The 24,352-nt window shown below is 68.1% G+C and carries 19 protein-coding genes and 1 riboswitch; of the genes, 5 read left to right on the top strand and 14 right to left on the bottom strand.

What is annotated here, in order from left to right; translation table 11 throughout:
- Nucleotide 1 precedes the first annotated feature (1 nt).
- The 7 genes from mlaD to ACTJLD_RS33245 all read right to left on the bottom strand — a co-directional run bounded on the left by mlaD (nucleotide 2) and on the right by ACTJLD_RS33245 (nucleotide 5,589).
- Nucleotides 2–553, bottom strand: coding sequence for an outer membrane lipid asymmetry maintenance protein MlaD (gene mlaD, locus ACTJLD_RS33275; RefSeq protein WP_124673552.1), 552 nt, complete (start codon nucleotides 551–553; stop codon nucleotides 2–4).
- Between the two features lie 24 nt (nucleotides 554–577).
- Nucleotides 578–1,345, bottom strand: coding sequence for a lipid asymmetry maintenance ABC transporter permease subunit MlaE (gene mlaE / locus ACTJLD_RS33270; RefSeq protein WP_021164333.1), 768 nt, complete (start codon nucleotides 1,343–1,345; stop codon nucleotides 578–580).
- Entirely contained in the window at nucleotides 1,342–2,163 is an 822-nt protein-coding gene (locus tag ACTJLD_RS33265) for an ABC transporter ATP-binding protein (RefSeq protein WP_014898316.1), read from the bottom strand. Before ACTJLD_RS33265 ends, mlaE begins: the two co-directional genes overlap by 4 nt.
- Before the next feature lie 84 nt (nucleotides 2,164–2,247).
- Entirely contained in the window at nucleotides 2,248–3,372 is a 1,125-nt protein-coding gene (gene thiE / locus ACTJLD_RS33260) for a thiamine phosphate synthase (RefSeq protein ID WP_027788548.1), read from the bottom strand.
- Complete coding sequence (locus tag ACTJLD_RS33255; RefSeq protein ID WP_021163925.1) at nucleotides 3,369–4,184, bottom strand: thiazole synthase; 816 nt, start codon at nucleotides 4,182–4,184, stop codon at nucleotides 3,369–3,371. Before ACTJLD_RS33255 ends, thiE begins: the two co-directional genes overlap by 4 nt.
- Nucleotides 4,185–4,222: 38 nt before the next feature.
- Nucleotides 4,223–4,420: a sulfur carrier protein ThiS gene (gene thiS, locus ACTJLD_RS33250; RefSeq protein ID WP_011350713.1), complete on the bottom strand. Its 198-nt coding sequence runs from the start codon at nucleotides 4,418–4,420 to the stop codon at nucleotides 4,223–4,225.
- 32 nt (nucleotides 4,421–4,452) lie between these two features.
- The gene (locus ACTJLD_RS33245; RefSeq protein ID WP_440660798.1) at nucleotides 4,453–5,589 is read right to left on the bottom strand and encodes an FAD-dependent oxidoreductase; all 1,137 of its coding nucleotides are present in this window, start codon (nucleotides 5,587–5,589) and stop codon (nucleotides 4,453–4,455) included.
- A 225-nt stretch (nucleotides 5,590–5,814) separates the two neighbouring features.
- Nucleotides 5,815–5,938, bottom strand: a riboswitch (TPP riboswitch).
- A 269-nt stretch (nucleotides 5,939–6,207) separates the two neighbouring features.
- Between ACTJLD_RS33245 and ACTJLD_RS33240 the strand changes: the two genes are divergently transcribed.
- The 4 genes from ACTJLD_RS33240 (at nucleotide 6,208) to ACTJLD_RS33225 (ending at nucleotide 11,605) form a co-directional block, all read left to right on the top strand.
- Nucleotides 6,208–7,980, top strand: a complete 1,773-nt coding sequence (locus tag ACTJLD_RS33240; protein WP_060373227.1) for an ABC transporter ATP-binding protein/permease — start codon at nucleotides 6,208–6,210, stop codon at nucleotides 7,978–7,980.
- A complete protein-coding gene (locus ACTJLD_RS33235; protein ID WP_059698117.1) occupies nucleotides 7,977–8,753 on the top strand; it encodes an SDR family NAD(P)-dependent oxidoreductase in 777 nt (258 codons plus the stop codon). The genes ACTJLD_RS33240 and ACTJLD_RS33235 overlap by 4 nt, the downstream gene beginning before the upstream one ends.
- 229 nt (nucleotides 8,754–8,982) lie before the next feature.
- On the top strand, nucleotides 8,983–10,245 hold the full coding sequence (locus tag ACTJLD_RS33230; protein ID WP_027788552.1) for an MFS transporter: 1,263 nt from the start codon (nucleotides 8,983–8,985) through the stop codon (nucleotides 10,243–10,245).
- 25 nt (nucleotides 10,246–10,270) lie between these two features.
- Nucleotides 10,271–11,605, top strand: coding sequence for a D-amino acid dehydrogenase (locus ACTJLD_RS33225; protein WP_440660796.1), 1,335 nt, complete (start codon nucleotides 10,271–10,273; stop codon nucleotides 11,603–11,605).
- Between the two features lie 132 nt (nucleotides 11,606–11,737).
- Here the strand turns inward: ACTJLD_RS33225 and thpR are convergent, their stop codons facing one another.
- From thpR to ACTJLD_RS33200, 5 genes are all read right to left on the bottom strand, one after another.
- A complete protein-coding gene (gene thpR, locus ACTJLD_RS33220; protein ID WP_440660794.1) occupies nucleotides 11,738–12,316 on the bottom strand; it encodes an RNA 2',3'-cyclic phosphodiesterase in 579 nt (192 codons plus the stop codon).
- On the bottom strand, nucleotides 12,313–13,803 hold the full coding sequence (locus ACTJLD_RS33215; protein ID WP_048025754.1) for an alanine/glycine:cation symporter family protein: 1,491 nt from the start codon (nucleotides 13,801–13,803) through the stop codon (nucleotides 12,313–12,315). The genes thpR and ACTJLD_RS33215 overlap by 4 nt, the downstream gene beginning before the upstream one ends.
- A gap of 311 nt (nucleotides 13,804–14,114) precedes the next feature.
- Nucleotides 14,115–15,581 carry a glutamate synthase subunit beta gene (locus ACTJLD_RS33210; RefSeq protein ID WP_021162703.1) on the bottom strand — a complete coding sequence of 489 codons (1,467 nt, stop codon included), beginning with the start codon at nucleotides 15,579–15,581 and terminating at the stop codon, nucleotides 14,115–14,117.
- Nucleotides 15,582–15,666: 85 nt separating this feature from the next.
- Nucleotides 15,667–20,370 carry a glutamate synthase-related protein gene (locus ACTJLD_RS33205; protein ID WP_027788558.1) on the bottom strand — a complete coding sequence of 1,568 codons (4,704 nt, stop codon included), beginning with the start codon at nucleotides 20,368–20,370 and terminating at the stop codon, nucleotides 15,667–15,669.
- Between the two features lie 288 nt (nucleotides 20,371–20,658).
- The gene (locus ACTJLD_RS33200) at nucleotides 20,659–21,372 is read right to left on the bottom strand and encodes a transposase (protein WP_006477151.1); all 714 of its coding nucleotides are present in this window, start codon (nucleotides 21,370–21,372) and stop codon (nucleotides 20,659–20,661) included.
- Nucleotides 21,373–21,565: 193 nt separating this feature from the next.
- Here ACTJLD_RS33200 and ACTJLD_RS33195 point away from each other — a divergent pair, with 193 nt between their 5' ends.
- Nucleotides 21,566–22,297 carry an OmpW/AlkL family protein gene (locus tag ACTJLD_RS33195; protein WP_059698123.1) on the top strand — a complete coding sequence of 244 codons (732 nt, stop codon included), beginning with the start codon at nucleotides 21,566–21,568 and terminating at the stop codon, nucleotides 22,295–22,297.
- Between the two features lie 165 nt (nucleotides 22,298–22,462).
- Here the strand turns inward: ACTJLD_RS33195 and ugpQ are convergent, their stop codons facing one another.
- Complete coding sequence (gene ugpQ, locus ACTJLD_RS33190) at nucleotides 22,463–23,227, bottom strand: glycerophosphodiester phosphodiesterase (RefSeq protein ID WP_059698125.1); 765 nt, start codon at nucleotides 23,225–23,227, stop codon at nucleotides 22,463–22,465.
- A 28-nt stretch (nucleotides 23,228–23,255) separates the two neighbouring features.
- A complete protein-coding gene (locus ACTJLD_RS33185) occupies nucleotides 23,256–24,341 on the bottom strand; it encodes a sn-glycerol-3-phosphate import ATP-binding protein UgpC (protein WP_042977269.1) in 1,086 nt (361 codons plus the stop codon).
- Nucleotides 24,342–24,352 lie beyond the last annotated feature (11 nt).

The raw sequence follows: 24,352 nt of genomic DNA, 5'->3' as shown, positions 1-24,352 counted from the left end.
GTTATTGGGCCGCGGAACCGGCCACCGCCGACGCCGGCACCGCCACCGGTGCAGGCGCGGCCGGCGCGCCGGCTGCCGGCTTCGCACCGCCCGCATCGGCGGCCTTGCTGTACAGGAACTGGCCGATCAGGTTCTCGAGCACGATCGCCGATTGCGTCATCGTGATCGTATCGCCCGACTTCAGCATTTCGGTGTCGCCGCCCGGATCGAGGCCGATATATTGCTCGCCGAGCAGGCCCGACGTCAGGATCTTCGCCGACGAATCCTTCGGGAACTGATACTGGCCGTCGACATCGATCGTGACAAGCGCCTGGTACGTGTTCGTGTCGAAACCGATCGCCTTCACGCGGCCGACCACGACGCCCGCGCTCTTCACGGCCGCGCGCGGCTTCAGCCCGCCGATATTGTCGAATTTCATCTTCACCGAGTAGGTCGGCTGAAACGAAAACGAGCTCATGTTGCCGACCTTCAGCGCCAAGAACAGCACCGCAAGGAAGCCCACCACCACGAACAGGCCGACCCAGAAGTCGAGAGCAGTCTTTTTCATCGTCATCCCAAAATTTGGCTTGGCTGAGGCTTAGCTGAACATCAGCGCGGTCAGCAGGAAATCGAGGCCGAGTACGGCGAGCGACGCGAACACGACCGTCTTGGTCGTCGCGCGCGACACGCCCTCGGGCGTGGGCTTCGCTTCATACCCTTGAAACAGTGCAATGAAGGTCACGGCGAACCCGAACACGATGCTCTTGATCACGCCGTTGCCGACGTCGGCCCAGACCTGGACCCCGCCCTGCATCTGCGACCAGAACGCACCCGGATCGACGCCGATCAGCACGACACCGACGAAGTACCCGCCGAGCACGCCGACCGCGTTGAAGATCGCGGCCAGGAGCGGCATCGCGATGATGCCCGCCCACAGGCGCGGCGCGATCACGTTCTTGATCGGGTCCACCGCCATCATCTCGAGCGCGGTGAGCTGCTCGCCGGCTTTCATCAGACCGATCTCGGCCGTGAGCGACGTGCCCGCGCGGCCCGCGAACAGCAGCGCGGTGACGACCGGCCCGAGCTCGCGCACGAGCGACAGCGCGACCAGCAGGCCGAGCGCCTGCTCGGAACCGTAGCGGTTCAGCGTGTAGTACCCCTGCAGGCCGAGCACGAAGCCGACGAACAGCCCCGACACGGCGATGATCACGAACGAATAGTTGCCGAGGAAGTGGATCTGCTTCGTGACCAGCCGAGGCCGGCGCAGCAGCGGGAAGAATTCCAGCACGAGGCGCACGAACAGCCGCGTGCCGTAGCCCGCGCGCTCGAGGCCGCCGATGACGTAACGTCCGATCGCGCTGATCATGCGCGCCCTCCGCCGAGCCCGAAATCCGCCGCCAGCGGCGGGCTCGTGTAATGAAATTTGAACGGGCCGTCCGGCGCGCCGTCGATGAACTGCCGCACGCTCGGATCGGTCGACGCGCGCAGCTCGTCGGGCGTCCCCTGCGCGAGCACGCCGCCGTTGGCCAGGAAATACACGTAGTCGGCGATCGCGAACGATTCCGGCACGTCGTGCGTGACGAGGATCGACGTGGCGCCCAGCGCCTCGTTCAGCGTGCGGATCAGGTTCGCGGTGATGCCGAGCGAGATCGGATCGAGGCCGGCGAACGGCTCGTCGTACATGATGAGCTGCGGATCGAGCGCGATCGCGCGTGCCAGCGCGATGCGGCGCGCCATCCCGCCCGACACCTCAGACGGCATCAGGTCGCGCGCGCCGCGCAGCCCGACCGCGTTGAGCTTCATCAGCACGAGGTCGCGGATCAGGTCTTCGGGCAGGTCGGTATGCTCGCGCAGCGCGAACGCGACGTTCTCGAACACCGACATGTCGGTGAACAACGCGCCGAACTGGAACAGCATGCCCATCTTGCGGCGCAGCGCATACAGGCCGTCGCGCGTTTGCGCGCCGACATCGGCGCCGTCGAACAGCACCTGGCCTCGGCGCGCGCGCACGAGGCCGCCGATCAGGCGCAGCACGGTCGTCTTGCCGCAACCCGACCCGCCCATGACCGCGACGACCTGCCCACGCCCGAAGCGCAGGTTCAGGTTGGACAGGACGAGGCGGTCGCCGTAGCCAAAGTCGACGTCGCGAAGTTCCAGCAGGGTCTCGGTAGGAGTGGGGCTCACGGAGCTGACAGTCCTTTTACGCAGAACGCCGAATTATAGGGCCTGCATTGGAATGATGTCGTGACGCCGTTCCGGGCCCTGCGGTCAATGATTGTCAAATTGTCCGGGAAAACATTGCTGCAACGCAACAACAGCAGCCCGATAGTCGGCCGCGCCCGTCACCGCACTGACCACCGCGACACTGCCGACACCCGTCGCCAGCACGGCCGGCAGCGCGTCGAGCCCCACCCCGCCGATCGCGACGAGCGGCACCCGCGCCCCCGCGAAGCGCGCATAGCGGGCAATCCGCGCCAGGCCCTGCGGCGGCGCGGCGACGGCCTTGGTCGCGGTCGCATACACGGGGCCGAGCGCGAGGTAGCTCGGGCGCTCGTGCAATGCCCGCAACATTTCGTAATAACCGTGGCTCGAAAGTCCGAGCCGCAGGCCCGCGCGCGCAATCGCGGCCAGATCGGCCGTTTCGAGGTCTTCCTGGCCCAGATGAACGCCGTACGCCCCCTCTTCCACGGCGATCTGCCAGTGATCGTTGATGAACACGCGCGCATCGGGATGGCGGCGCCCGGCCGCGACCGCGCGTGCGATTTCCCGCCGCAACGTGTCCGGCGTCGCGCCTTTTACGCGCAGTTGCACGGTCCGCACACCGCAATCGAGCACGCGCTCGACCCATTCGGCGTCCGGCACGACCGGATAGAGGCCGAGCTGCGCGGGGCACGGCGCGAACGCGGGTTCCGGCGCGGCCGGCAGCCCGGCGACACGCGGGAACCGCGCGGCGTCGACCGGCCACGCATCGGCGGCGCGCGTTTCGTCGCCGTCGCGCCAGGCCAGCGCCAGCACCAGCGCGTCGACCGGCGCAAAGCCGCAGTCGAGGAACGCGGCGAGCGCGGCAATCCAGTCGTCCGCGAGCGGATGCGCGGCGTCGAGCGCGTAGCGCGCGCCCGCCGTGTGCAGCACCGCACCCTGCTCGTCGAATTCGATCGCGACCGCGCCCGGCGCCGCGGGCCGCGACGCGGCCGACGCGCGTGCCTGCGCGGCGCGGTCGCCGGCCGAAACGATCAGCACGTCGCCGTCGGCCGGCGCGTCGGGCACCGCGACGCAAAGCCGCCACGGCGCGGCGGCGTCCGGCCAGTCGCCCAGCCGGGCGCGAATCCGTTCGGCCGCTTCGGCCAGTTCGTCGGCCGGCGGCCAGAATGCATCGGCGAAACGCACGCTCATGCGCCGCCCCCGTCCTGGTGCCAGAACGGCATCCCGACGACCGGCGTGCTGGCGTGCGCGGTCTCGCGCGCATCCATCGGCCCGGCGAGATACGCGGCACGGCCGGCCTCGACGCCCTGCGCGAACGCACGCGCCATGATCTCCGGGTGCGTGGCCTGCGACACGGCCGTGTTCAGCAACACGCCGTCGAAGCCCCACTCCATCACCTGGCACGCATGCGACGGCACGCCGAGCCCGGCGTCGACGATCAGCGGCACGTCCGGCAGGCGCTCGCGCAGCACGCGCAGCCCGTATGGGTTCACGACGCCCTTGCCGGTGCCGATCGGCGCGCCCCACGGCATCAGCGCCTCGCAGCCGGCGTCGAGCAGGCGCCGGCCGATCACGAGATCCTCGGTGCAGTACGGCAGCACCTTGAAACCGTCCTTGACCAGTTGCGCGGCCGCCTCGATCAGGCCGACCGGGTCGGGCTGCAGCGTGTAGTCGTCGCCGATCAGTTCGAGCTTGATCCAGTCGGTGCCGAAGACCTCGCGCGCCATGTGCGCGGTCGTCACGGCTTCCGCGACGGTCTGGCAGCCGGCCGTGTTCGGCAAGAGCGGCACCGCGTGACGCTTGAGCAGGTCGAAGAAGCCGGCTTCGGCCGTGCCGCCCGTCATCTGGCGGCGCAGCGCGACCGTCACCATCCCGGGGCGCGACGCGGCGATCGAATCGGACAGCGACTGCAGCGACGGATAGCGCGACGTGCCGATCAGCACGCGGCTTGCGAAGGTTTCGCCGTACAGCGTCAGCGCGTCGGCGGAGGTGAGGGACGTCATGTCGTTTTCCTGAAAGAGCGGGGACGAACCGGCGGCGCTCAGCCGCCCGCGACCGGGTGCACGACGTCGAGCTTGTCGCCCGCCGCGAGTGCGCGCGCCGCATGCTGCGTGCGCGCGACGAAGTTGCCGTTCAGCGCGACCGCGTATGGCGGACGCGCACCGTACGCGGCGAGCGCGTCGGCCACCGTTGCGCCGTCGGGCAACGTCAGGTTCTGTTGGTTGATCTGGATGTCCATGAGGCTTCGTCGAATTCGGTCGGCGGTGCGCGTCAGGCCGGCTGGCGCGCGTCGTTGCGGTGATGAAGGAGCGTCGGCCAGCGCTCGGCGCCGCGCCACGCGGCGAACGCGTCGGAATCGCCGAACGCGCCGCCGAGCGCGGCTTCGGCAAGCGCGACGGCCGCGTGCGCGACTTCCGGCGCGATCATGAAGCCGTGCCGGTACAGGCCGTTGACGGCGAGCGTCGACGCACCATCCCAGATCACCGCCGGGCGATGATCGGGCAGCGTCGGCCGGCACTGCGCATTGAGTTCGAGGATGCGCGCCTCGCCGAACGCCGGATGCACGGAGAACGCCGCACTCAGCAGTTCAAGCGCGGAGCGCACGCTGACGGGCGACATGTCCTCGCCCTCCACCTCGGTCGCGCCGATCACGTAGAGATCGTCCTGCTTCGGTGCGATGTAGAGCGGGTAGCGCGGATGCAGCAGCCGCACGGGCCGGGTGAGCCCGATGCCGGGGGCGCGCACGCGCGCGACTTCGCCGCGGATGCCGCGCAACGCGGGCAGCGCGGGTTTCGCGCCGAGCCCGCGGCAATCGATCGTGAAATGCGCGGCGGGCAGGTTCGCATCGTCGATCGTGACGTGCCAGTGCAGGTCGACGCCGCGCTCGGCGAGGCCGGCCGCGAGCGCGCGCAGCGCCTGGCGATTGTCGAGCTGGCCTTCGTTCGGCAGCAGCAGGCCGCGCGCGAAACGGCCCGCGAGCACCGGCTCGGCCGCGTCGACCTGCGCGCCGGCGAGGGTCACGAAACCGCTGTCGAACAGGCCGGCCGGCGCGTTCGCGCGCACGCGCCGCTCGAACAGCGGCGCCTCCGCGCGATCCGCGTGATGCCAGACGACGAGCGTGCCGTGATGCTGGAAGAAGACGGGTTCGGGCAGTTCCGCGAGCCACTGCGGCCAGCGCGCGAGCGACGCGGCGCCGAGCTCGGTGATCAGCAGCTCCGCGCTCGCCGCTTCCGCGAGCGGTGCGAGCATGGCGGCCGCGATCCACGCGGCCGACTGCTCGCCGTCCGGGCCGCCGCGCTCGTAAAGCGCGACGCGATGGCCGTCGCCTGCGAGCCGCCATGCGATCAGACGGCCGACGAGGCCGCCGCCGAGCACCGCGAAATCGGGGCGGGTGTCCCGGACGTTCATCGCGCCCCCTCCGCACGGGCGCGCTCGACGAACGTCGACGCGCACGCGCCGCCGCATGCGAACGCACGCGACATCGGGCCGGGAACCATGCAAAAGACTGAAGATTGTGCGGTCATCATTCCTTCCGTAACGCGCAATGCGCGTACCCAAAAGGACGAAACCGGCAGCAAAGGCCGGCCGGGCGGGACTCGGGCGCTGACCATGTGGGATGGCAGCCAGCGCGACCCGGCGGGATCAGAAACTTCCCTCGCCGGTATTACCCGGATCGGGTGCGAAGGGTCTTTCTCAGCCTCATTGCGCTGCCCGGAACATCCGCCGGCCGCGCTACAAAGCACCCCTGTTTCGTCGTCGGCCATTAGACCATAAAAGCGGAAAGCGCCGCAAACTGTCCCCCTTGCGGCAAATTCGCCGTCGTGCCGCGTCGCTCTGGCACAATGCCCGCAGGCCGGCCGCGCGAGCGGCCGGTTGCCGCGTCACCGCCGGCCTTAAGTGCCGTTTAAGACACGCGGGCGACCATCCGGACGCCCGCCGTCAGTCGGCGCCGCGTCCCGGCATGCCGTATCGCGGCGCGCGCCCGGCTTCGCCCGGCCCGCGCGCCGGCTACTCATCAGGAAGCACATGACCCAATCGATCGATCCCGTCCGCTCCGCCTCCGACGACGCGCCGCAGGACGAGCGCCCGGTATCCGCATGGAGCCTCATCAAGCCCTACTGGGTATCGTCCGAATGGAAAATCGCATGGGGCCTGCTGGTCGCGATCATCGCGATCAACCTCTGCGTGGTCTGGATCAACGTCCGGCTCAACAAGTGGAACGCGGAGTTCTACAACGCGCTGCAGTCGAAGGACGTCCACGACTTCCCGAACCTGCTGATGCAGTTCTCCGCGCTCGCGTTCGCGTTCATCATCCTCGCCGTGTACGGCCGCTACCTGCGGCAGATGCTCGGCTTCCGCTGGCGCCAGTGGCTCACCGACCGTTTTCTCGGCCAGTGGCTCGGCGATCGCGCGTTCTACCGGATCGAACGTGACCGTCTCGCCGACAACCCCGACCAGCGGATCACCGACGACCTTCAGTCGTTCTCGACGACCACGCTCGCGCTGTCGCTCGACCTGCTGTCGACGGTCGTCACGCTCGTGTCGTTCATCACGATCCTGTGGTCGCTCGCCGGCGCGCTGACGTTCTCGCTCGGCGCGACGCCGATCACGATCCCCGGCTACATGGTGTGGGCGGCGGCGCTGTACGCGGTGGTCGGCTCGCTGATCATCCAGAAGGTCGGCCACCCGCTCGTGTCGATCAACTACCAGCAGCAGCGCGTCGAGGCCGACTTCCGCTTCGGGCTGATCCGCGTGCGCGAGAACGCCGAGCAGATCGCGTTCTACGACGGCGAGAAGACCGAGACCGGCAACGCGCAAAACCTCTTCATGCGCATCCGCGACAACTGGTGGCGCGTGATGAAGTACACGAAGCGGCTCACGTTCGTGCTGAGCTTCTACGGGCAGATCGCGATCATCTTCCCGCTCGTCGTCGCCGCGCCGCGCTATTTCGCGGGCGCGTTCTCGTTCGGCGTGCTGATGCAGATCTCGTCCGCGTTCGGCACCGTCAGCGATTCGTTCTCGTGGTTCATCAACAGTTACTCGACCCTCGTCGAATGGCGCGCCACCGTCAACCGTCTGCGCGAATTCAAGCGCGTGATGGGCACGTCGCACCTGAAGGAAAGCCTGTCGCCCGCGACCGAGCACGGCGGCATCAACCTGCATTACGTCGACGGCGCGAAGCTGTCGACGTCGTCGCTCAAGCTCGCGCTGCCGAACGGCAACGCGCTCGCGAACATCGGCAGCGTCACGATCGAGCCCGGCTCGCGCTGGCTCGTGATCGGCAAGTCGGGTTCCGGCAAGAGCACGTTCATGCGCGCGCTCGCGGGGCTCTGGCCGTTCGGCGACGGCGCGATCGATGCGCCGGTCGGCGCGCGGATGATGTTCGTGCCGCAAACGAGCTATCTGCCGATCGGCACGCTGAAGGCCGCGCTCACCTATCCGGCGACCGCCGACGCGTTCAGCGACGAAGCCTGCCGCGACGCGCTGCGCGCATGCCGCCTCGAGGATTACGCCGAGCGCCTCGACGAGACCGCGCACTGGACCCGCGTGCTGTCGCCGGGCGAACAGCAGCGCCTTGCCGGCGCGCGCGTGCTGCTGCACAAGCCCGACTTCCTGTTCCTCGACGAAGCGACGAGCGCGCTCGACGCCGACAACGAGGCGCGCCTGTACCACCTGTTCGCCGAACGGCTGCCGAAGGCCGCGATCGTCAGCATCGCGCACCGCGAGTCGCTGGCCGCGTTCCACGCCGGCACAATCAACGTCGAGCGCGTGAACGACAGCGACAAGGTCGCGGCGTGAAGCCACGCGCCGCGCACGTCGCCCGGATCGCGCTGATCACCGGCGCCGGTTCGGGGATCGGCGCGGCGCTCGCGCGGCGGCTCGCGGCGCCCGGCATCGCGCTGGCGCTGCACGCACGCGGCGCGGACGAAGCGGCACGCGCGCGGCTCGCCGAAGTCGCCCGCGCGTGCACGGCGGCCGGCGCGGAGTGCGTCACGCTCACCGGCGATCTCGGCGAGCCAGGCGTGGCCGCGTCGCTCGTCGATGCCGCCGCCACGCGCTTCGGCGGGCTCGATCATCTCGTCGCCAACGCCGGCTTCGCCGCGCGGCAATCCTTTTCCGGTCTTTCCACGGACGCGCTCGCGTCCGCGTTCGCCGCGATGCCCGGCGCGTTCTCCGCGCTCGCGGGCCGCGCGCGGCCGCTGCTCGAGGCGTCGGCCGCGCCGCGGATCGTCGCGGTCAGTTCGTTCGTCGCGCACCGCTACCGCGCCGACGCGCCGTTCGCGGCCACCGCTGCCGCGAAGGCCGCGCTCGAATCGCTCGTGCGCACCGCCGCCGCCGAATTCGCCGCGCGCGGCATCACCGTCAACGCAGTCGCGCCGGGCTTCACGCGCAAGGACCACGGGCCGAGCGCCGGCAACGCCGACGCGTGGGCGCAGGCCGAACAGGCGACACCGCTCGGCCGGATCGCCGAACCCGACGACGTCGCCGCGCTGATCGCGTTCCTGCTGTCGGATGCGGCGCGACAGATCACCGGGCAGATCGTCCACATCGACGGCGGCCTGACGCTCTGAATCGAGCGGCCGTACGTCGTGCGGATGCGCGGGACGTCGCTGCCACCGACGTTGGCGTGGCACTCGCACGTTCCCGGAACACCCGCCGTTCCACGCCGCCCTCCCACCCTCGCCGCCCGCCGCGCCATCGCGCCCTCGCTCCCGTCTTTTTGGCGCCCCACTCCCCGCCCGTAAAATAACCGCCACGCGGCAGCGCGAGACAGGACGAGACAACAGGGGGACGGCAAGCATGCAGGCATTCCAGTGGTTCGACGAGCTGTCGACACGCGAACGCAGGACGCTGTATGCCGGATTCGGCGGCTACGCGGTCGATGCGTTCGACTTCATGATCTATTCGTTCCTGATTCCGACGCTCATCGCAGCCTGGGGCATGACGAAGAGCGAGGCCGGGATGATCGCGACGAGCTCGCTGATCTCGTCGGCGCTCGGCGGCTGGGTCGCCGGCATCCTCGCCGACCGCTACGGCCGCGTGCGCGTGCTGCAGTGGACGATCGCGACGTTCGCGCTGTTCACGTGCCTGTCCGGCTTCACCCACTCGTTCTGGCAACTGCTCGCGACACGCACGCTGCAGGGCTTCGGCTTCGGCGGCGAATGGTCGGTCGTGACGATCATGATGGCCGAGACGATCCGCTCGCCCGAACACCGCGCGAAAGCCGTCGGCACCGTGCAGAGCAGCTGGTCGTTCGGCTGGGGCGCGGCCGCGATCCTCTACTGGGCGTTCTTCGCGCTGCTGCCCGAGCAGGTCGCATGGCGCGCATGCTTCTGGATCGGCATCGCGCCCGCGCTGTGGATCCTGTACATCCGCCGCAACGTCAGCGATCCGGACATCTACACGGCCACCCGTCGCGCGCGCGACGAAGGCCGCGTGTCGGGCCACTTCCTCGAGATCTTCTCGCCGCCGCACCTGCGCGCGACGCTGTTCGGCAGCGCGCTGTGCACCGGGATGCTGGGCGGCTACTACGCGATCACGACGTGGCTGCCCACCTACCTGAAAACCGTCCGCCACCTGTCGGTGTTCAACACGAGCGGTTATCTCGTCGTGCTGATCGTCGGCTCGTTCGTGGGCTACGTGGTCGGCGCGATCCTGTCCGACCGCCTCGGCCGCCGCGCGTCGTTCATCCTGTTCGCGATCGGCTCGTTCTCGCTCGGCATGGCGTACACGATGCTGCCGATCACCGACACCGCAATGCTGCTGCTCGGCTTCCCGCTCGGGATCGTCGTGCAAGGGATCTTCGCGGGCGTCGGCGCGTACCTGTCGGAGCTGTATCCCGGTGCGATCCGCGGCTCGGGCCAGGGCTTCTGCTACAACCTCGGGCGCGGGCTCGGCTCGTTCTTCCCGATCCTCGTCGGCTCGCTGTCGCAGTCGATGTCGCTCGTGAAGGCGATCGGCCTCGTCGCGGGCGGCGGCTACCTGCTCGTGATCGTCGCCGCGCTCGTCCTGCCGGAAACGCGCGGCAAGTCGCTCGTCGACGATCCGGCCGTCGCGTCCTGAGCAACCGCCACGTTCCGGAAACCGCATGCACGTGATCGTTCTCGGCGCCGGCGTGATCGGCGTCACCACTGCCTGGCACCTGCGCGAAGCCGGTTGCGAGGTCACCGTGATCGAACGCGAGGCCGATGTCGCGCAGGCGACGAGCCTCGGCAACGCGGGCGTGATCGCGCCCGGCTACGTGACGCCGTGGGCCGCCCCCGGGATGCCCGGCAAGATCCTCAAGTACCTGTTCGAGCCCGCGTCGCCGCTGATCTTCCGGCCGACGCTCGAAGCCGCTCAGTGGCGCTGGATCGCGCGCTGGCTGCGCGAATGCGAATTCGAGCGGTTTCGTGTGAACAAGCAGCGGATGCAGCGCATCGCCTATTACAGCCGCGCATGCCTGCACGCGTTTCGCGACCGGCATCCGTTCGACTACGGCGCGAGCCGGGGCTACCTCCAGCTGCTGCGGGGCGCGTTCGACGTGCAGATGGTGCAGCCCGCGCTGAAGGTGCTGCGCGACGCCGGCATCGCGTTTCGCGAGCTCGATGCGGCCGGCTGCACGGCGATCGAGCCGGGACTGCGCTGGGCGCGACAGGCGCCCGTCGGCGGCATCTACCTGCCCGACGACGAAGCGGGCGACTGCGCGCGCTTTACGCGTGAACTGCGGGCGCTGTGCGAAGCAAACGGCGTGACGTTCCGCTTTCACACGGACGTGCAGGCGCTCGACGTTGAAGCGGGCCGGGTGCGCGGCGTGCGGATCGTCGGTGACGGCAACGAGGATGGCGATACGCCGGATCGCGCACGAGCGCATCCGCTCGCATCGAACGCCGGCGGCAAGCAACGCGACGCGCGGCTCGCCGCCGACGCGATCGTCGTCGCACTCGGCGTCGACAGCGCCGCACTGCTGCGGCCGCACGGCATCGACGTGCCGCTCTATCCGGTGAAGGGTTACTCGGCGACGCTCTCCGTCGTCGACGACGAAAAAGCGCCGCACGCCGCGCTGATGGACGAATCGCTGAAGACGGCGATCACGCGCTTCGGCCCGACGCTGCGCGTCGCGGGTACCGCGGAACTCGGCAACCGGCACGCAGCGCTGCGCCGGCAGGCGCTCGATACGCTGATGAAGGTGCTCGACGACTGGTTCCCGCACGCGGCCGATCGCGCATCGGCGCGCTTCTGGGTCGGCCGCCGGCCGATGACGCCCGACGGGCCGCCGCTGCTCGGCGCGAGCGGGATCGACGGGCTCTGGCTCAACGTCGGCCACGGCTCGACGGGCTGGGCGATGTCGATGGGGTCGGGGAAGGTGGTGGCGGATCTCGTCACGGGGCGGGAACCGGAGATCGACTTGTCGGGCCTGACGCTCGCGCGCTACGGCCGGTAGGGCTGGTAGGGCCGGTGGCGCGGTGGCGCGGTGGCGCGGTGGCGCGGTGGCGCGGCTGGCCCGGCTGGCCGGACGATATCGCCGACGCGATACACACCGCGTCCGGCAATCACACCGCGGCGCGCAAGCCGCTCACTGCCGCGCCGGACCGTCCGCCTCGCCGTCCGCCCATGCGATCGGCGCGGACACGACCGGCCGATGCGACACGCCCTCGTGCGACAGCCGGCTTTCGAACAACGTCAGCGCTTCGACACGCACCGCGACCGCCCGCCCGGGCGCACCGCCGTGCGCGGGCTGGCCGACCGCATCGCGCGGCAGCCGCGCGAGCGTCACGTGCGGCCGGAACGGCCGCCGGTCGGCCGGCACGCCGAGTTCGCCCAGCAGCGCGACCAGCCCGGCATTCAGCGCCAGGCAGGCCGGATCGGCCGCGAGCTCCGCGACGATCAGCCTCGCGCGCGGCAGGCTCGGCCACCACGCGATCCGCTCGACCGGCAGCAACGGCAACGCATGGGCGGCCGCGAGCGCGGGCAGATGCGCGGCCAGCGCCTCGCATCGGTCCCGTTCGATCGCGCCGATGAACGCGAGCGTCATGTGCAATTGCGCGGACTGCGTGCGCCGCGCCCCGCGGGTGACCGGCAACGCGTGCAGCGCGTCGCGCGAAGCCGCATCGGGCATCAGCGCGACGAACGCACGGAGCCGGTCGCCGTTCATGACTCGCTCACCGCGGCACGCGGGGTGCGTGCCGTTTGAGCCGAAGCGGGACGCTGCGGCAGCGGGCCGTGCTCGCCCCACACGTCGGCCGGCAGCACACGCGCGAGTTCGGGGATCGTGTTGCGCGTGAACACCGGATCGGCGATGCCCGCCGCGCGCTGGCGACGATAGTCGGCCCATGCGGCGTGCGCATGCTTGCCGAGCGCGAGGATCGCGATCAGGTTGATGATCGCCATCAACCCCATGCTCGTATCGGCCATCGCCCAGACGAGCGGCAGTTGCCCGACGCTGCCGAACATCACCATGCCGAGCACCGCGACACGGAACAGCGGCAGCACGCCGCGCCGCTTCGTGATGAATTCGACGTTGCCCTCCGCATACGCGTAGTTGCCGATCACCGACGAAAACGCGAGGAAGAAGATCGCGACGGCCATGTAGATGCCGCCCCAGTCGCCGACGTGGCTCGAGATCGCGCGCTGCGTGAGCGCCGCGCCTTCCATCCCCGTGCCGACTTCGTACTGGCCCGACAGCAGGATCACGAACGCGGTCGCGCTGCAGATCACGATCGTGTCGACGAACACGCCGAGCATCTGGATCAGCCCCTGCGTGACGGGGTGCCGCGTGCTCGCGGTCGCGGCCGCGTTCGGCGCGCTGCCCATCCCCGCTTCGTTCGAGAACAGCCCGCGCTTCACGCCGATCGCGATTGCCTGGCTGACCGCGTAGCCGGTCAGGCCGCCTGCCGCCTGCTCGAGACCGAATGCGCTCCTCACGATCAGCGCGATCACGTCCGGCACGAGCGCGATGTGCGTCGCGACCGCATAGACCGCGAGCGCGAGATAGCCGATCGCCATCAGCGGCACGATCACCTGCGCGACCGTCGCGATGCGGCGGATGCCGCCGAAGATGATCGGCGCGGACAGCAGCACGAGGCCGAGGCCGACCGTCTCGCGGCTCCAGCCGAACGACGTATGGAATGCGTCGGCGATCGCGTTCGCCTGCACCGCGTTGAACACGAAACCGAACGCGAGGATCAGCGACAGCGAGAACAGCACGCCGAAGCCGCGCGAGCGCAGGCCCGTCTGGATGTAGTACGCGGGGCCGCCGCGATAACTGCCGTCCGGGTGCGACACCTTGAAGATCTGCGCGAGCGTCGCCTCGACGAACGCGGACGACATCCCGACCAGCGCCGTCATCCACATCCAGAAGATCGCGCCCGGCCCGCCGACCGTCAGCGCGACCGCGACGCCCGCGATATTGCCGGTGCCGACACGGCTCGCGAGCCCGGTCGCGAACGCCTGGAACGACGAGATGCTGCCCGGCTCGCCCTTGCTGCCGACCAGTTTCATGCTGAGGAACAGCGCCTTCAGCTGGATCATCCGGAACCGCAACGTGAACCACGCACCGGCGCCGAGCAGCAGCGCGATCAGCACGTAGTTCCACAACACGCCGTTGACGGCGTCGATCAGCCCATGCAGGAGTGCTTCCATCCGGTTTCCTTGTAAATAGGGTCAGTCATGAGCATCGACCGCGAACGCGGCCCGAGGGGCGACATGATATGACAGTTTCCAAGGAACATTACAAAACGAAAGGATTTGGGATGACGAGAAATCGCATCCGGATGTCATCAGGTTAGACGACGCTTCGCGAAAATGATGCGTGTCGGCACGGCAAGGCAGCCCGATCGGACGGCGCCGTCTCGCACGCGAAACCGGCGCGCCCCGGCTGGCGCCGGCCATAAAAATACCGGGCGCCCTTTCGGACGCCCGGCTTTCGTCGAAACCCGCTCGCGATATTCAGCTCAGCGCGGCAGGTTCGAATGCCCCATCAGGTACGCATCGACCGAGCGCGCGCACTGGCGGCCTTCGCGGATCGCCCACACCACGAGCGACTGGCCGCGACGCATGTCGCCTGCGGCGAACACCTTGTCGACCGACGTGTAGTACGAGCGATCGCCTTCGGTCGCCGCACGCGCGTTGCCGCGCGCGTCCTTCGCGACGCCGAACGCTTCGAGCACCGGCGCCGCCGGCTGTGTGAAGCCCATCGCGAGCAGGACGAGATCGGCCTTCAGTTCGAACTCCGAGCCCGGCACTTCCTGCATCTTGCCGTCCTTCCACTCGACGCGCGCGGCGATCAGCTTCTCGACCTTGCCGTTCTTGCCTTCGAGACGCTTCGTCGCGACCGCCCAGTCGCGCTCGCAGCCTTCCTCGTGCGACGACGACGTGCGCAGCTTGATCGGCCAGTACGGCCACACGAGCGGCTTGTTCTCCTCTTCCGGCGGCTGCGGCAGCAGCTCGAACTGCGTGACCTGCTTCGCGCCGTGACGGTTCGACGTGCCGACGCAGTCCGAACCCGTATCGCCGCCGCCGATCACGATCACGTGCTTGCCCTTCGCGAGCAACTGGTCGGCGAGCTTGTCGCCCGCGTTCACGCGGTTCTGCTGCGGCAGGAAGTCCATCGCGTAATGCACGCCGGCGAGCTCGCGGCCCGGCACCGGCAGGTCGCGCGGCGTTTCCGAACCGCCCGCGATCACGACCGCGTCGAATTCTTCCTTCAGCGTGTCCGGAGAAATGGTTTCCTTCGCGAGGCTGCCGATCGACTCGGGCAGCGGATCCTTGCCGATGAACACGCTGGTGCGGAACGTCACGCCTTCCGCTTCCATCTGGCGCATGCGGCGGTCGATCAGCCACTTCTCGAGCTTGAAGTCGGGGATCCCGTAACGCAGCAGGCCGCCGACACGATCGTTCTTCTCGAACACCGTCACGTCGTGGCCCGCGCGCGCGAGCTGCTGCGCGGCGGCGAGGCCCGCGGGGCCCGAACCGACGACCGCAACCTTCTTGCCCGTCTTGTGCTCGGCCGGCAGCGGCTTCACCCAGCCTTCCGCCCAGGCCTTGTCGATGATCGCGTGCTCGATCGACTTGATGCCGACCGGGTCGTTGTTGATCCCGAGCGTGCACGCCGCCTCGCACGGCGCCGGGCAGATGCGGCCCGTGAACTCCGGGAAGTTGTTGGTCGAGTGCAGGACTTCGATCGCCTGCTGCCAGTCCTGGCGGTAAACGAGATCGTTGAAATCCGGAATGATGTTGTTGACCGGGCAGCCGTTGTTGCAGAACGGGATGCCGCAATCCATGCAGCGCGCGCCCTGGACCTTCGCGTCCGCGTCGGTCAGTGCCGCGACGAATTCCTTGTAGTGCTTCACGCGCGTGAGCGGTGCTTCGTACGCCTCGTGGCGGCGTTCGAACTCCAGAAAACCGGTTGCCTTGCCCATAAGGTGCTCTTCTGTTCGGTGTATCGGGTGGGGGAGCCGCGCGCGGCCGTCAGGCGCGCGCGGCATTCGCTATGTCGTTCGTCGCTCAGGCGGCCAGTTCTTCCTTCGCCGCCTTCTTCGCACCGATCTCGCCCAGCGCGCGCTTGTATTCGTGCGGGAACACCTTCACGAACTGGCGGCGCGCCGCGTCCCAGTTTTCCAGCAGCGACTTCGCGCGCGGCGAACCCGTGAACTGGAAATGACGCTCGACGAGCCCCTTGAGCAGCGCTTCGTCCGTCGTGCCTGCGTGCCAGAGTGCGCGGTCGACCGTGCGCTCCTGCTCGGCCTGCTGCAGCACCGGCTCGAGCGCGACCATCGACTTGTTGCACTTCGCCGCGAACGTGCCTTCCGGATCGTAGATGTACGCGAGACCGCCCGACATGCCGGCCGCGAAGTTGCGCCCGGTCTCGCCGAGCACGACGACCGTACCGCCCGTCATGTATTCGCAGCCGTGGTCGCCCGTGCCTTCGACGACCGCCGTCGCGCCCGAGTTGCGCACGCAGAAGCGCTCGCCCGCGACGCCGCGGAAGAACGATTCGCCTTCGATCGCGCCGTACATCACCGTGTTGCCGCAGATGATGTTTTCCTCGGACTTGCCGCGGAAGTCGTTGGTCGGACGGATGATGATCCGGCCGCCCGACAGGCCCTTGCCGACGTAGTCGTTGCCGTCGCCGACGAGGTCGAGCGTCACGCCCTTCGCGAGGAACGCGCCGAAGCTCTGGCCGGCCGTGCCCTTCAGCTGGATGTGCACCGCGTCGTCGGCCAGGCCTTCGTGGCCGTGCTTCTTCGCGATCACGCCCGACAGCATCGCGCCGACCGTGCGGTTCACGTTGCGCACCGGCTGGATGAACGACACGTGCTCGCCGTTCTCGATCGCCGCCTTCGCCTTCTCGATCAGCACGTGGTCGAGTGCGCGCTCGAGGCCGTGATCCTGCACGTCGACGTGACGCGGTGCGACGTCCTCGCACTCTTCCGGCTGGTAGAACACGCGCGAGAAGTCGAGGCCCTTCGCCTTCCAGTGCTCGATGCCCTTGCGGGTGTCGAGCAGATCGGCGCGGCCGATCAGGTCGTCGAACTTCGCGACGCCGAGCTGCGCCATGATCTCGCGCACTTCCTCGGCGACGAAGAAGAAGTAGTTCACGACGTGCTCGGGCTGGCCCTTGAACTTCGCACGCAGCACCGGATCCTGCGTCGCGACGCCGACCGGGCACGTGTTCAGGTGGCACTTGCGCATCATGATGCAGCCCTCGACGACGAGCGGTGCCGTCGCGAAGCCGAATTCGTCCGCGCCGAGCAGCGCGCCGATCACGACGTCGCGGCCCGTCTTCATCTGGCCGTCGGCCTGCACGCGGATCCGGCCGCGCAGGCGGTTCAGCACCAGCGTCTGCTGCGTTTCGGCGAGGCCGAGTTCCCACGGCGTGCCCGCGTGCTTCACCGACGACAGCGGCGACGCACCCGTGCCGCCGTCATGGCCGGCGATCACGACGTGATCGGCCTTCGCCTTCGCGACACCGGCCGCGACCGTGCCCACGCCCACTTCCGACACGAGCTTCACCGAGATGCTCGAGCTCGGGTTCACGTTCTTCAGGTCGTGGATCAGCTGCGCCAGATCCTCGATCGAGTAGATGTCGTGGTGCGGCGGCGGCGAGATCAGGCCGACACCCGGCACCGAGTAACGCAGCTTGCCGATGTACTCGGACACCTTGTGGCCCGGCAGCTGGCCGCCTTCGCCCGGCTTCGCGCCCTGCGCCATCTTGATCTGGATCTGGTCGGCCGATGCCAGGTACTCGGCGGTGACGCCGAAGCGGCCCGACGCGACCTGCTTGATCTTCGAGCGCAGCGAATCGCCGTCCTTCAGCGGAATGTCGCTGACGATCTCGTCGCCGATCACCGACTTCAGCGTCTCGCCCGACTTGATCGGAATGCCGCGCAGCTCGTTGCGGTAACGCTTCTCGTCCTCGCCGCCTTCGCCGGTGTTCGACTTGCCGCCGATCCGGTTCATCGCGATCGCGAGCGTCGCGTGCGCTTCGGTGCTGATCGAACCGAGCGACATCGCGCCCGTCGCAAAGCGCTTGACGATGTCCTTCGCCGGCTCGACGTCGTCGATCGGGATCGCCTTGGTCGGCTCGACCTTGAACTCGAACAGGCCGCGGAACGTCATGTGACGCTTGGTCTGGTCGTTGATCAGGTGCGCGTATTCCTTGTACGTCTGGTACGAGTTGCTGCGCGTCGCGTGCTGGAGCTTCGCGATCGAATCCGGCGTCCACATGTGGTCTTCGCCGCGCACGCGGTACGCGTACTCGCCGCCCGCGTCGAGCATGTCGCGCAGGACCGGGTTGTCGCCGAATGCGTCGCGGTGCAGGCGGATCGCTTCTTCCGCGACTTCGAACAGGCCGATGCCGCCGACCTTCGACGCCGTGCCCTTGAAGTACTTCTCGACGAGGTCGCTCGACAGGCCGAGCGCTTCGAAGATCTGCGCGCCCGTGTACGACATGTACGTCGAGATGCCCATCTTCGACATCACCTTCTGCAGGCCCTTGCCGACCGCCTTCGTGAAGTTGTAGACGGCCTTCTCCGGCGACAGGTCGCCCGGCAGGCCTTCGGCCATCTTCGCGAGCGTTTCCATCGCGAGGTACGGGTGCACGGCTTCCGCGCCGTAGCCCGCGAGCAGCGCGAAGTGGTGCGTCTCACGTGCGGAGCCCGTCTCGACGACGAGGCCCGTGCTCGTGCGCAGCCCTTGCTGGACGAGGTGCGTGTGGATCGCCGACGTGGCGAGCAGCGCCGGGATCGCGACATGCTCGGCGTCCGTCTTGCGGTCGGACACGATCAGCATGTTGTAGCCCGACTTCACCGCGTCGACGGCTTCCGCGCACAGCGACGCGAGACGCGCCTCGATGCCTTCCTTGCCCCAGGCGACGGGATAGCAGATGTTCAGTTCGTATGCGCTGAACTTGCCGCCCGTGTACTGGTCGATCGCGCGGATCTTCGCGATGTCCTTGAAGTCGAGCACCGGCTGCGACACTTCGAGACGCATCGGCGGGTTGATGTTGTTCGTGTCGAGCAGGTTCGGCTTCGGGCCGATGAACGACACGAGCGACATGACCATGTTCTCGCGGATCGGGTCGATCGGCGGGTTCGTGACCTGCGCGAACAGCTGCTTGAAGTAGTGATAGAGCGTCTTGTTCTTGTTCGACATCACCGCGAGCGGCGAGTCGTTGCCCATCGAACCGACGGCCTCTTCGCCCTGCTGCGCCATCGGCGCCATCAGGAACTTCAGGTCTTCCTGCGTATAGCCGAACGCCTGCTGGCGGTCGAGCAGCGCGGCGCCCTGCGTACGGCCGGCCGCGACTTCCTCGGCCTTCGGCTCGATCTCGTCGAGCTTGATGCGCACCGCGTCGATCCAGCTCTTGTACGGCTTCGCGTTCGCGAGGTTGTCCTTGAGCTCCTTGTCGTCGATGATGCGGCCGTGTTCCATGTCGATCAGGAACATCTTGCCCGGCTGCAGGCGCCACTTCTTGACGATCTTCGATTCGGGGATCGGCAGCGTGCCGGCTTCCGACGCCATGATGACGAGGTCGTCGTCGGTCACGATGTAGCGCGCCGGACGCAGGCCGTTACGGTCGAGCGTCGCGCCGATCTGGCGGCCGTCGGTGAACGCGATCGCGGCCGGGCCGTCCCACGGCTCCATCATCGCGGCGTGGTATTCGTAGAACGCGCGGCGGTTCTCGTCCATCAGCGTGTGCTGTTCCCACGCTTCCGGGATCATCATCATCACCGCGTGCACGAGCGGGTAGCCGGCCATCACCAGCAGTTCGAGACAGTTGTCGAAAGACGCCGTATCGGACTGGCCCGGGTAGATCAGCGGCCACAGCTTCGGAAGATCGTCGGCGAGCACGTGCGACGCGATCGCGCCGGTACGCGCGTTCAGCCAGTTCACGTTGCCCTTCACGGTGTTGATCTCGCCGTTGTGAGCGATCATCCGGTACGGGTGAGCCAGCTCCCATGCCGGGAACGTGTTGGTCGAGAAGCGCTGGTGCACGAGCGCGAGCGCCGACACGACGCGCGCGTCCTGCAGGTCGCGGTAGTACACGCCGACCTGGCCCGCGAGCAGCAGCCCCTTGTAGACGATCGTGCGCGCCGACATCGACGGCACGAAGTATTCCTTGCCGTGCTTGAGCTTCAGCGCCTGGATGCGGTGGCTGGCCGTCTTGCGGATCACGTACAGCTTCCGCTCGAGCGCGTCCGTCACCATGATGTCCTTGCCGCGGCCGATGAAGATCTGACGGATCAGCGGCTCGCTCGCCTTCACGGTCGGCGAAATCGGCATCGCGTGGTCGACCGGCACGTCGCGCCAGCCGAGCACGACCTGGCCTTCGGCCTTCACCGTGCGCTCGAGCTCCTGCTCGCACGCGAGACGCGATGCGTTTTCCTTCGGCAGGAAGATCATACCGACCCCATATTCGCCGGCCGGCGGCAGGTTCACGCCCTGCTTCGCCATTTCCTCGCGATAGAACGCGTCCGGAATCTGGATCAGGATGCCCGCGCCGTCGCCCATCAGCGGATCGGCACCGACCGCGCCACGGTGATCGAGGTTCTCGAGGATCTTCAGACCCTGCTGAATGATCTCGTGGCTCTTCTTGCCCTTGATGTGAGCGACGAAGCCGACGCCGCAGGCGTCGTGTTCGTTTTGCGGGTCATACAGACCTTGTGCGGCGGGCACCGCGGCGAGCGGCTGCTGGTGGTCGTTCATGGGGACACCGTCGTAAAGGGGGCCTGGAGGCCGTTGAACCATTTTCTTGTTGCCGTCGATCCCGCTCCCGACGGGAGACGGCGCGGCCGACAGTGGGTGGGCATGCTTCGCCCGGGCCACCGGAATTCGGAATATACGCGACGAATCAAGGGAATAGCAACAAAAACCGCTTGATCGAACCCCAATTAAACGAATGCTTCGATCTGGTGCCGTTTTATTGGGGCCGTATCGTTTTGGTGCAAAAAGAAGCGACGCCCGCAGCGCCGCTTCTGGCCCGCCTTTCCGGCGTTACTGCTGGATCGGCGGCGTGTTCTCGCGCACCTTTCTGGGGCGTCCGCGCGGCAGCGGCGACACGCGCCGGTTCGCCGTGCGCGCCGCCCACTCGCGATAGTTCTCGCCGCCGAGCACCCAGCCTTTCAGCGTCGCCTGCTGCAGCTGGTCGGCCTGCCGCTCGTCGAGCGGCTGCTCACACAGCTCCTTGTACGCGCGCTGGCGGTCGAACGGCGTATTGCCGAGCGCCCAGTAGAGCGGATGGTCGGTGATCAGGCTGTCGACGGTGAGCCCGACGTGATGCCGGTAGCTCGACCAGCGATAGGCCTCCGGCGTCGCGACCAGCTGCGCGCGCACCGGGCTCATCTCGACGACGCGGCTCGCGAGCAGGAAATAGCGCTCGCCCTCGATCACGGTCGCGCGATAGCGGCCTTCCCACAGGGTGCCGCGCCGCGAATAGCGCCGGTTGAAATGCGCGACGTAGCGGCGGCCGACAGCCTGCATCGCTTTCGGCAGGCTCGCCTCGTCGCTCGGCGTGACGAGCAGTTGCACCTGGCGCGGCAGCAGCACGTAGGCGTGCACCGACAGGTGATGATCGCGCGCGGCGGCCTTCAGGCAATCGATGAAGAGTTCGTAGTCCTGGTCGTCGACGAACGCGGGTTGCTGATCCAGGCCGCGCAGTATCACGTGCTGCGGCTGGTCGGGAACGTAGAGTCGTGCTAACCGTGCCATGCTGAATGTCCGTTTGAACGCGTTAGGAAATACCCGAGGGTCCGGAAATGCGCACTTGCACAGAATGCCCGTCCTGTCGGTGCGCGGATGCGTACGGTCGTACTAATCCTAGGGTGAAAACTCTAACTTACGAGCTTGTTTGGTTTTAAACGCAGTCGTCATAATGAGCACGCCTTAGATCGGAGGAGACACAATGAAACGAAAACTGGCCATTACGGGGGCTGCAGCGCTCGCATTTACGTTTGCGGGCGGTACGGCACATGCACAATCCGCAGGTGATTTCTACGTCAGCACCGGCTGGCTGCACCTTGCGCCGCAGGACAGCAGCGACCCGCTGTTCCTGTACGGCGTAGGCGGCACGCCGATCAACCAGTCGGTTCCCAACACCGGCGCCGGCATCAGCGACGCCGACACGCTCGCACTGGCAACCGGTTACTTCGTGACCGACCACATCGCTACCGAGTTCATCGCCGGCATCCCGCCGAAGTTCGACATCACCGGCAAGGGCCAGTTCTCGCGTTTCGGTACGCTCGGCCGTGCGTACCAGTGGAGCCCCGCGCTCCTCCTGAAGTACTACTTCAACGACGCCAACGCGAAGTTCCGTCCGTATGTCGGCATCGGCGCTTCGTACATCTGGTTCACCGGCGCAAAGATCACGAACAGCGCATTCGAGAACGGCGTGCTCGGCGGCCCGACCAACGCGCAGACCAGCAACCAGTGGGCGCCCGTCTTCAACGCCGGCTTCACGTACAACTTCACGAAACACTGGTTCGCCGGCTTCTCGATGTCGTACATCCCGGTGAGCGTGACCGCGACCTTCACGACGGCCAAGCGCACCCAGGTCGGCACGCTGACCGAAACGTCGAAGGCTCACATCTCGCTGAACCCGATCGTCACGTACCTGAACGTCGGCTACCGCTTCTAAGCGTAGTCGAATATTTGGGGAATGGTTAATCCTGCTGCAATTTGTAGCGGATTTTTCCTGACGTAACGTCTCCACGATGTAAAACGCCCCGGCGGAAATCCCGCCGGGGCGTCGTTTTTTTGTCTCAGGGTCTTCCCGTACGCGCCGTCGCGCGGGGGCATTCCGCTACGCGATGTCGTCCAGCGCATCGGGGGCAATCAGGTCGATCCGGTCCGTGCAGACCGCGTCGACACCCCAACGCGCAAGTTCGCGAGCCCGTTCGAGGTCGTTCACCGTGTAAACCAGGATGCGCAGGCCGGCCGCCTTGATCGCGCGCACGAGCGGTTCATCCAGCCGTTTGTGGTCTGCATGCAACGAAACGCAGCCGAGCGCGCCGACAACCTGCGCATGCCAGTCGTCCGGCACGGCCTCGTAAAGCATCCCGCGCGGCAGCGCCGGCGCCGTCGCGCGTGCCTGTTGCAGCGCATCGAACGAGAACGACGACAAGAGCGGCGCCACCGCGGCATCGCGCCAGTACGCGGCCGCGTCGGCCGCCACGCGCTGCCCGGTCTCGCGCTCGCGCCCCGGGCACGGCTTGATCTCGACGTTGGCGGCCAGCCCGTGCGCGATGCAGCGCGCCGCCGCCGCCTCGAGCGTCGGCATCCGCTCGCCCGCGAAGCGCGCGTCGCGCCACGCGCCGGCATCGAGTGCGGCCAGCGCCTCGTATCGCATGCCCGCCGCCGGCCCGTGACCGTTCGACGTCCGGTCGACCGTGTCGTCGTGCAGCAGGAACGTCACGTCGTCGGCCGACAGCTTCGCGTCGAATTCGACCATCCGGTGGCCACGGCGCGCGCCCTCGTCGAGCGCGGCGAGCGTGTTCTCCGGCGCGAGCGTGCCGCCGCCGCGATGGGCGACGACGCGCGGATAGGGCCAGTCGGTACGGGTTGTCATCGTCGGTCTCCCGGCAGGTGCAGCAGGTTCAGCCGGCACGCTTGCCGGTCTCCGGATCGAAGAAATGCAGCCGGTGCGCGGGCAGTGCGGCGGCCAGCGCCGTGCCGCGCGCGGGGCGGTCCGCGTGCGGCAGGCGCACCGCGACGTCGTGGTTGCCCCAGCGGCCGTGCGCGAGGTTGTCCGCGCCGAGCAGCTCGCACGAGTCGACCGGCAGCGTCGCCTGCGCGACGCCCGGCTGCGGTGTCATGTGCTCCGGACGCACGCCGAGCACCCAGTCGCGCCCGGTAGCGATCTCGGCGCCGATGCCGGGCGAACCGGCGACCGGCAGCGCGGGGCCGCCGCCCGCGACCGTAAACGTCGCGCCGTCGTCCGACAGCCGGCCGTGCATCAGGTTCATCGCGGGCGAGCCGATGAAGCCCGCGACGAACACCGTTGCCGGCTTCTCGTACACGTCGACCGGCGCGCCGATCTGCTCCGCGTAGCCGCGGTTCATCACGATCACGCGCTGCGCGAGCGTCATCGCCTCGATCTGGTCGTGCGTCACGTAGACGCTCGTCGTCGCGAGCCGCGCATGCAGCCGCTGGATCTCGAGCCGCATCTGCACGCGCAATTTCGCGTCGAGGTTCGACAACGGCTCGTCGAACAGGAACACCGACGGCTCGCGCACGATCGCGCGCCCCATCGCGACGCGCTGCCGCTGGCCGCCCGACAGCTCGCGCGGGCGCCGCGCGAGCAGCGGCTCGAGTTCGAGGATCTTCGCGGCCGCCGCCACCCGCGAGTCGATCGTCGCGCGCTCGATCCCGCGGATCTTCAGCCCGTAGCCCATGTTCTGCGCGACCGTCATGTGCGGATACAGCGCATAGTTCTGGAACACCATCGCGATGTCGCGATCCTTCGGCTCCAGCGTGTTGACGACGCGCTCGCCGATCGCGATCTCGCCGTCCGTCACCGTCTCGAGCCCCGCGATCATCCGCAGCAACGTCGACTTGCCGCAGCCCGACGGGCCGACCAGCACGATGAATTCGCCGTCGGCGATCTCCACGTCGATGCCATGCAGCACGTGCTGCTTGCCGTCGTAGGATTTCCTGACGCCCTTCAAGCTCAGCGCAGCCATACCTGGTCCTT

It is taken from the genome of Burkholderia sp. 22088 (assembly GCF_052045915.1).
Classification (GTDB): Bacteria; Pseudomonadota; Gammaproteobacteria; order Burkholderiales; family Burkholderiaceae; genus Burkholderia; species Burkholderia cepacia.
Note: the sequence above shows the minus strand (reverse complement) of the source record. Positions and strands in the feature narration are given on the sequence as shown.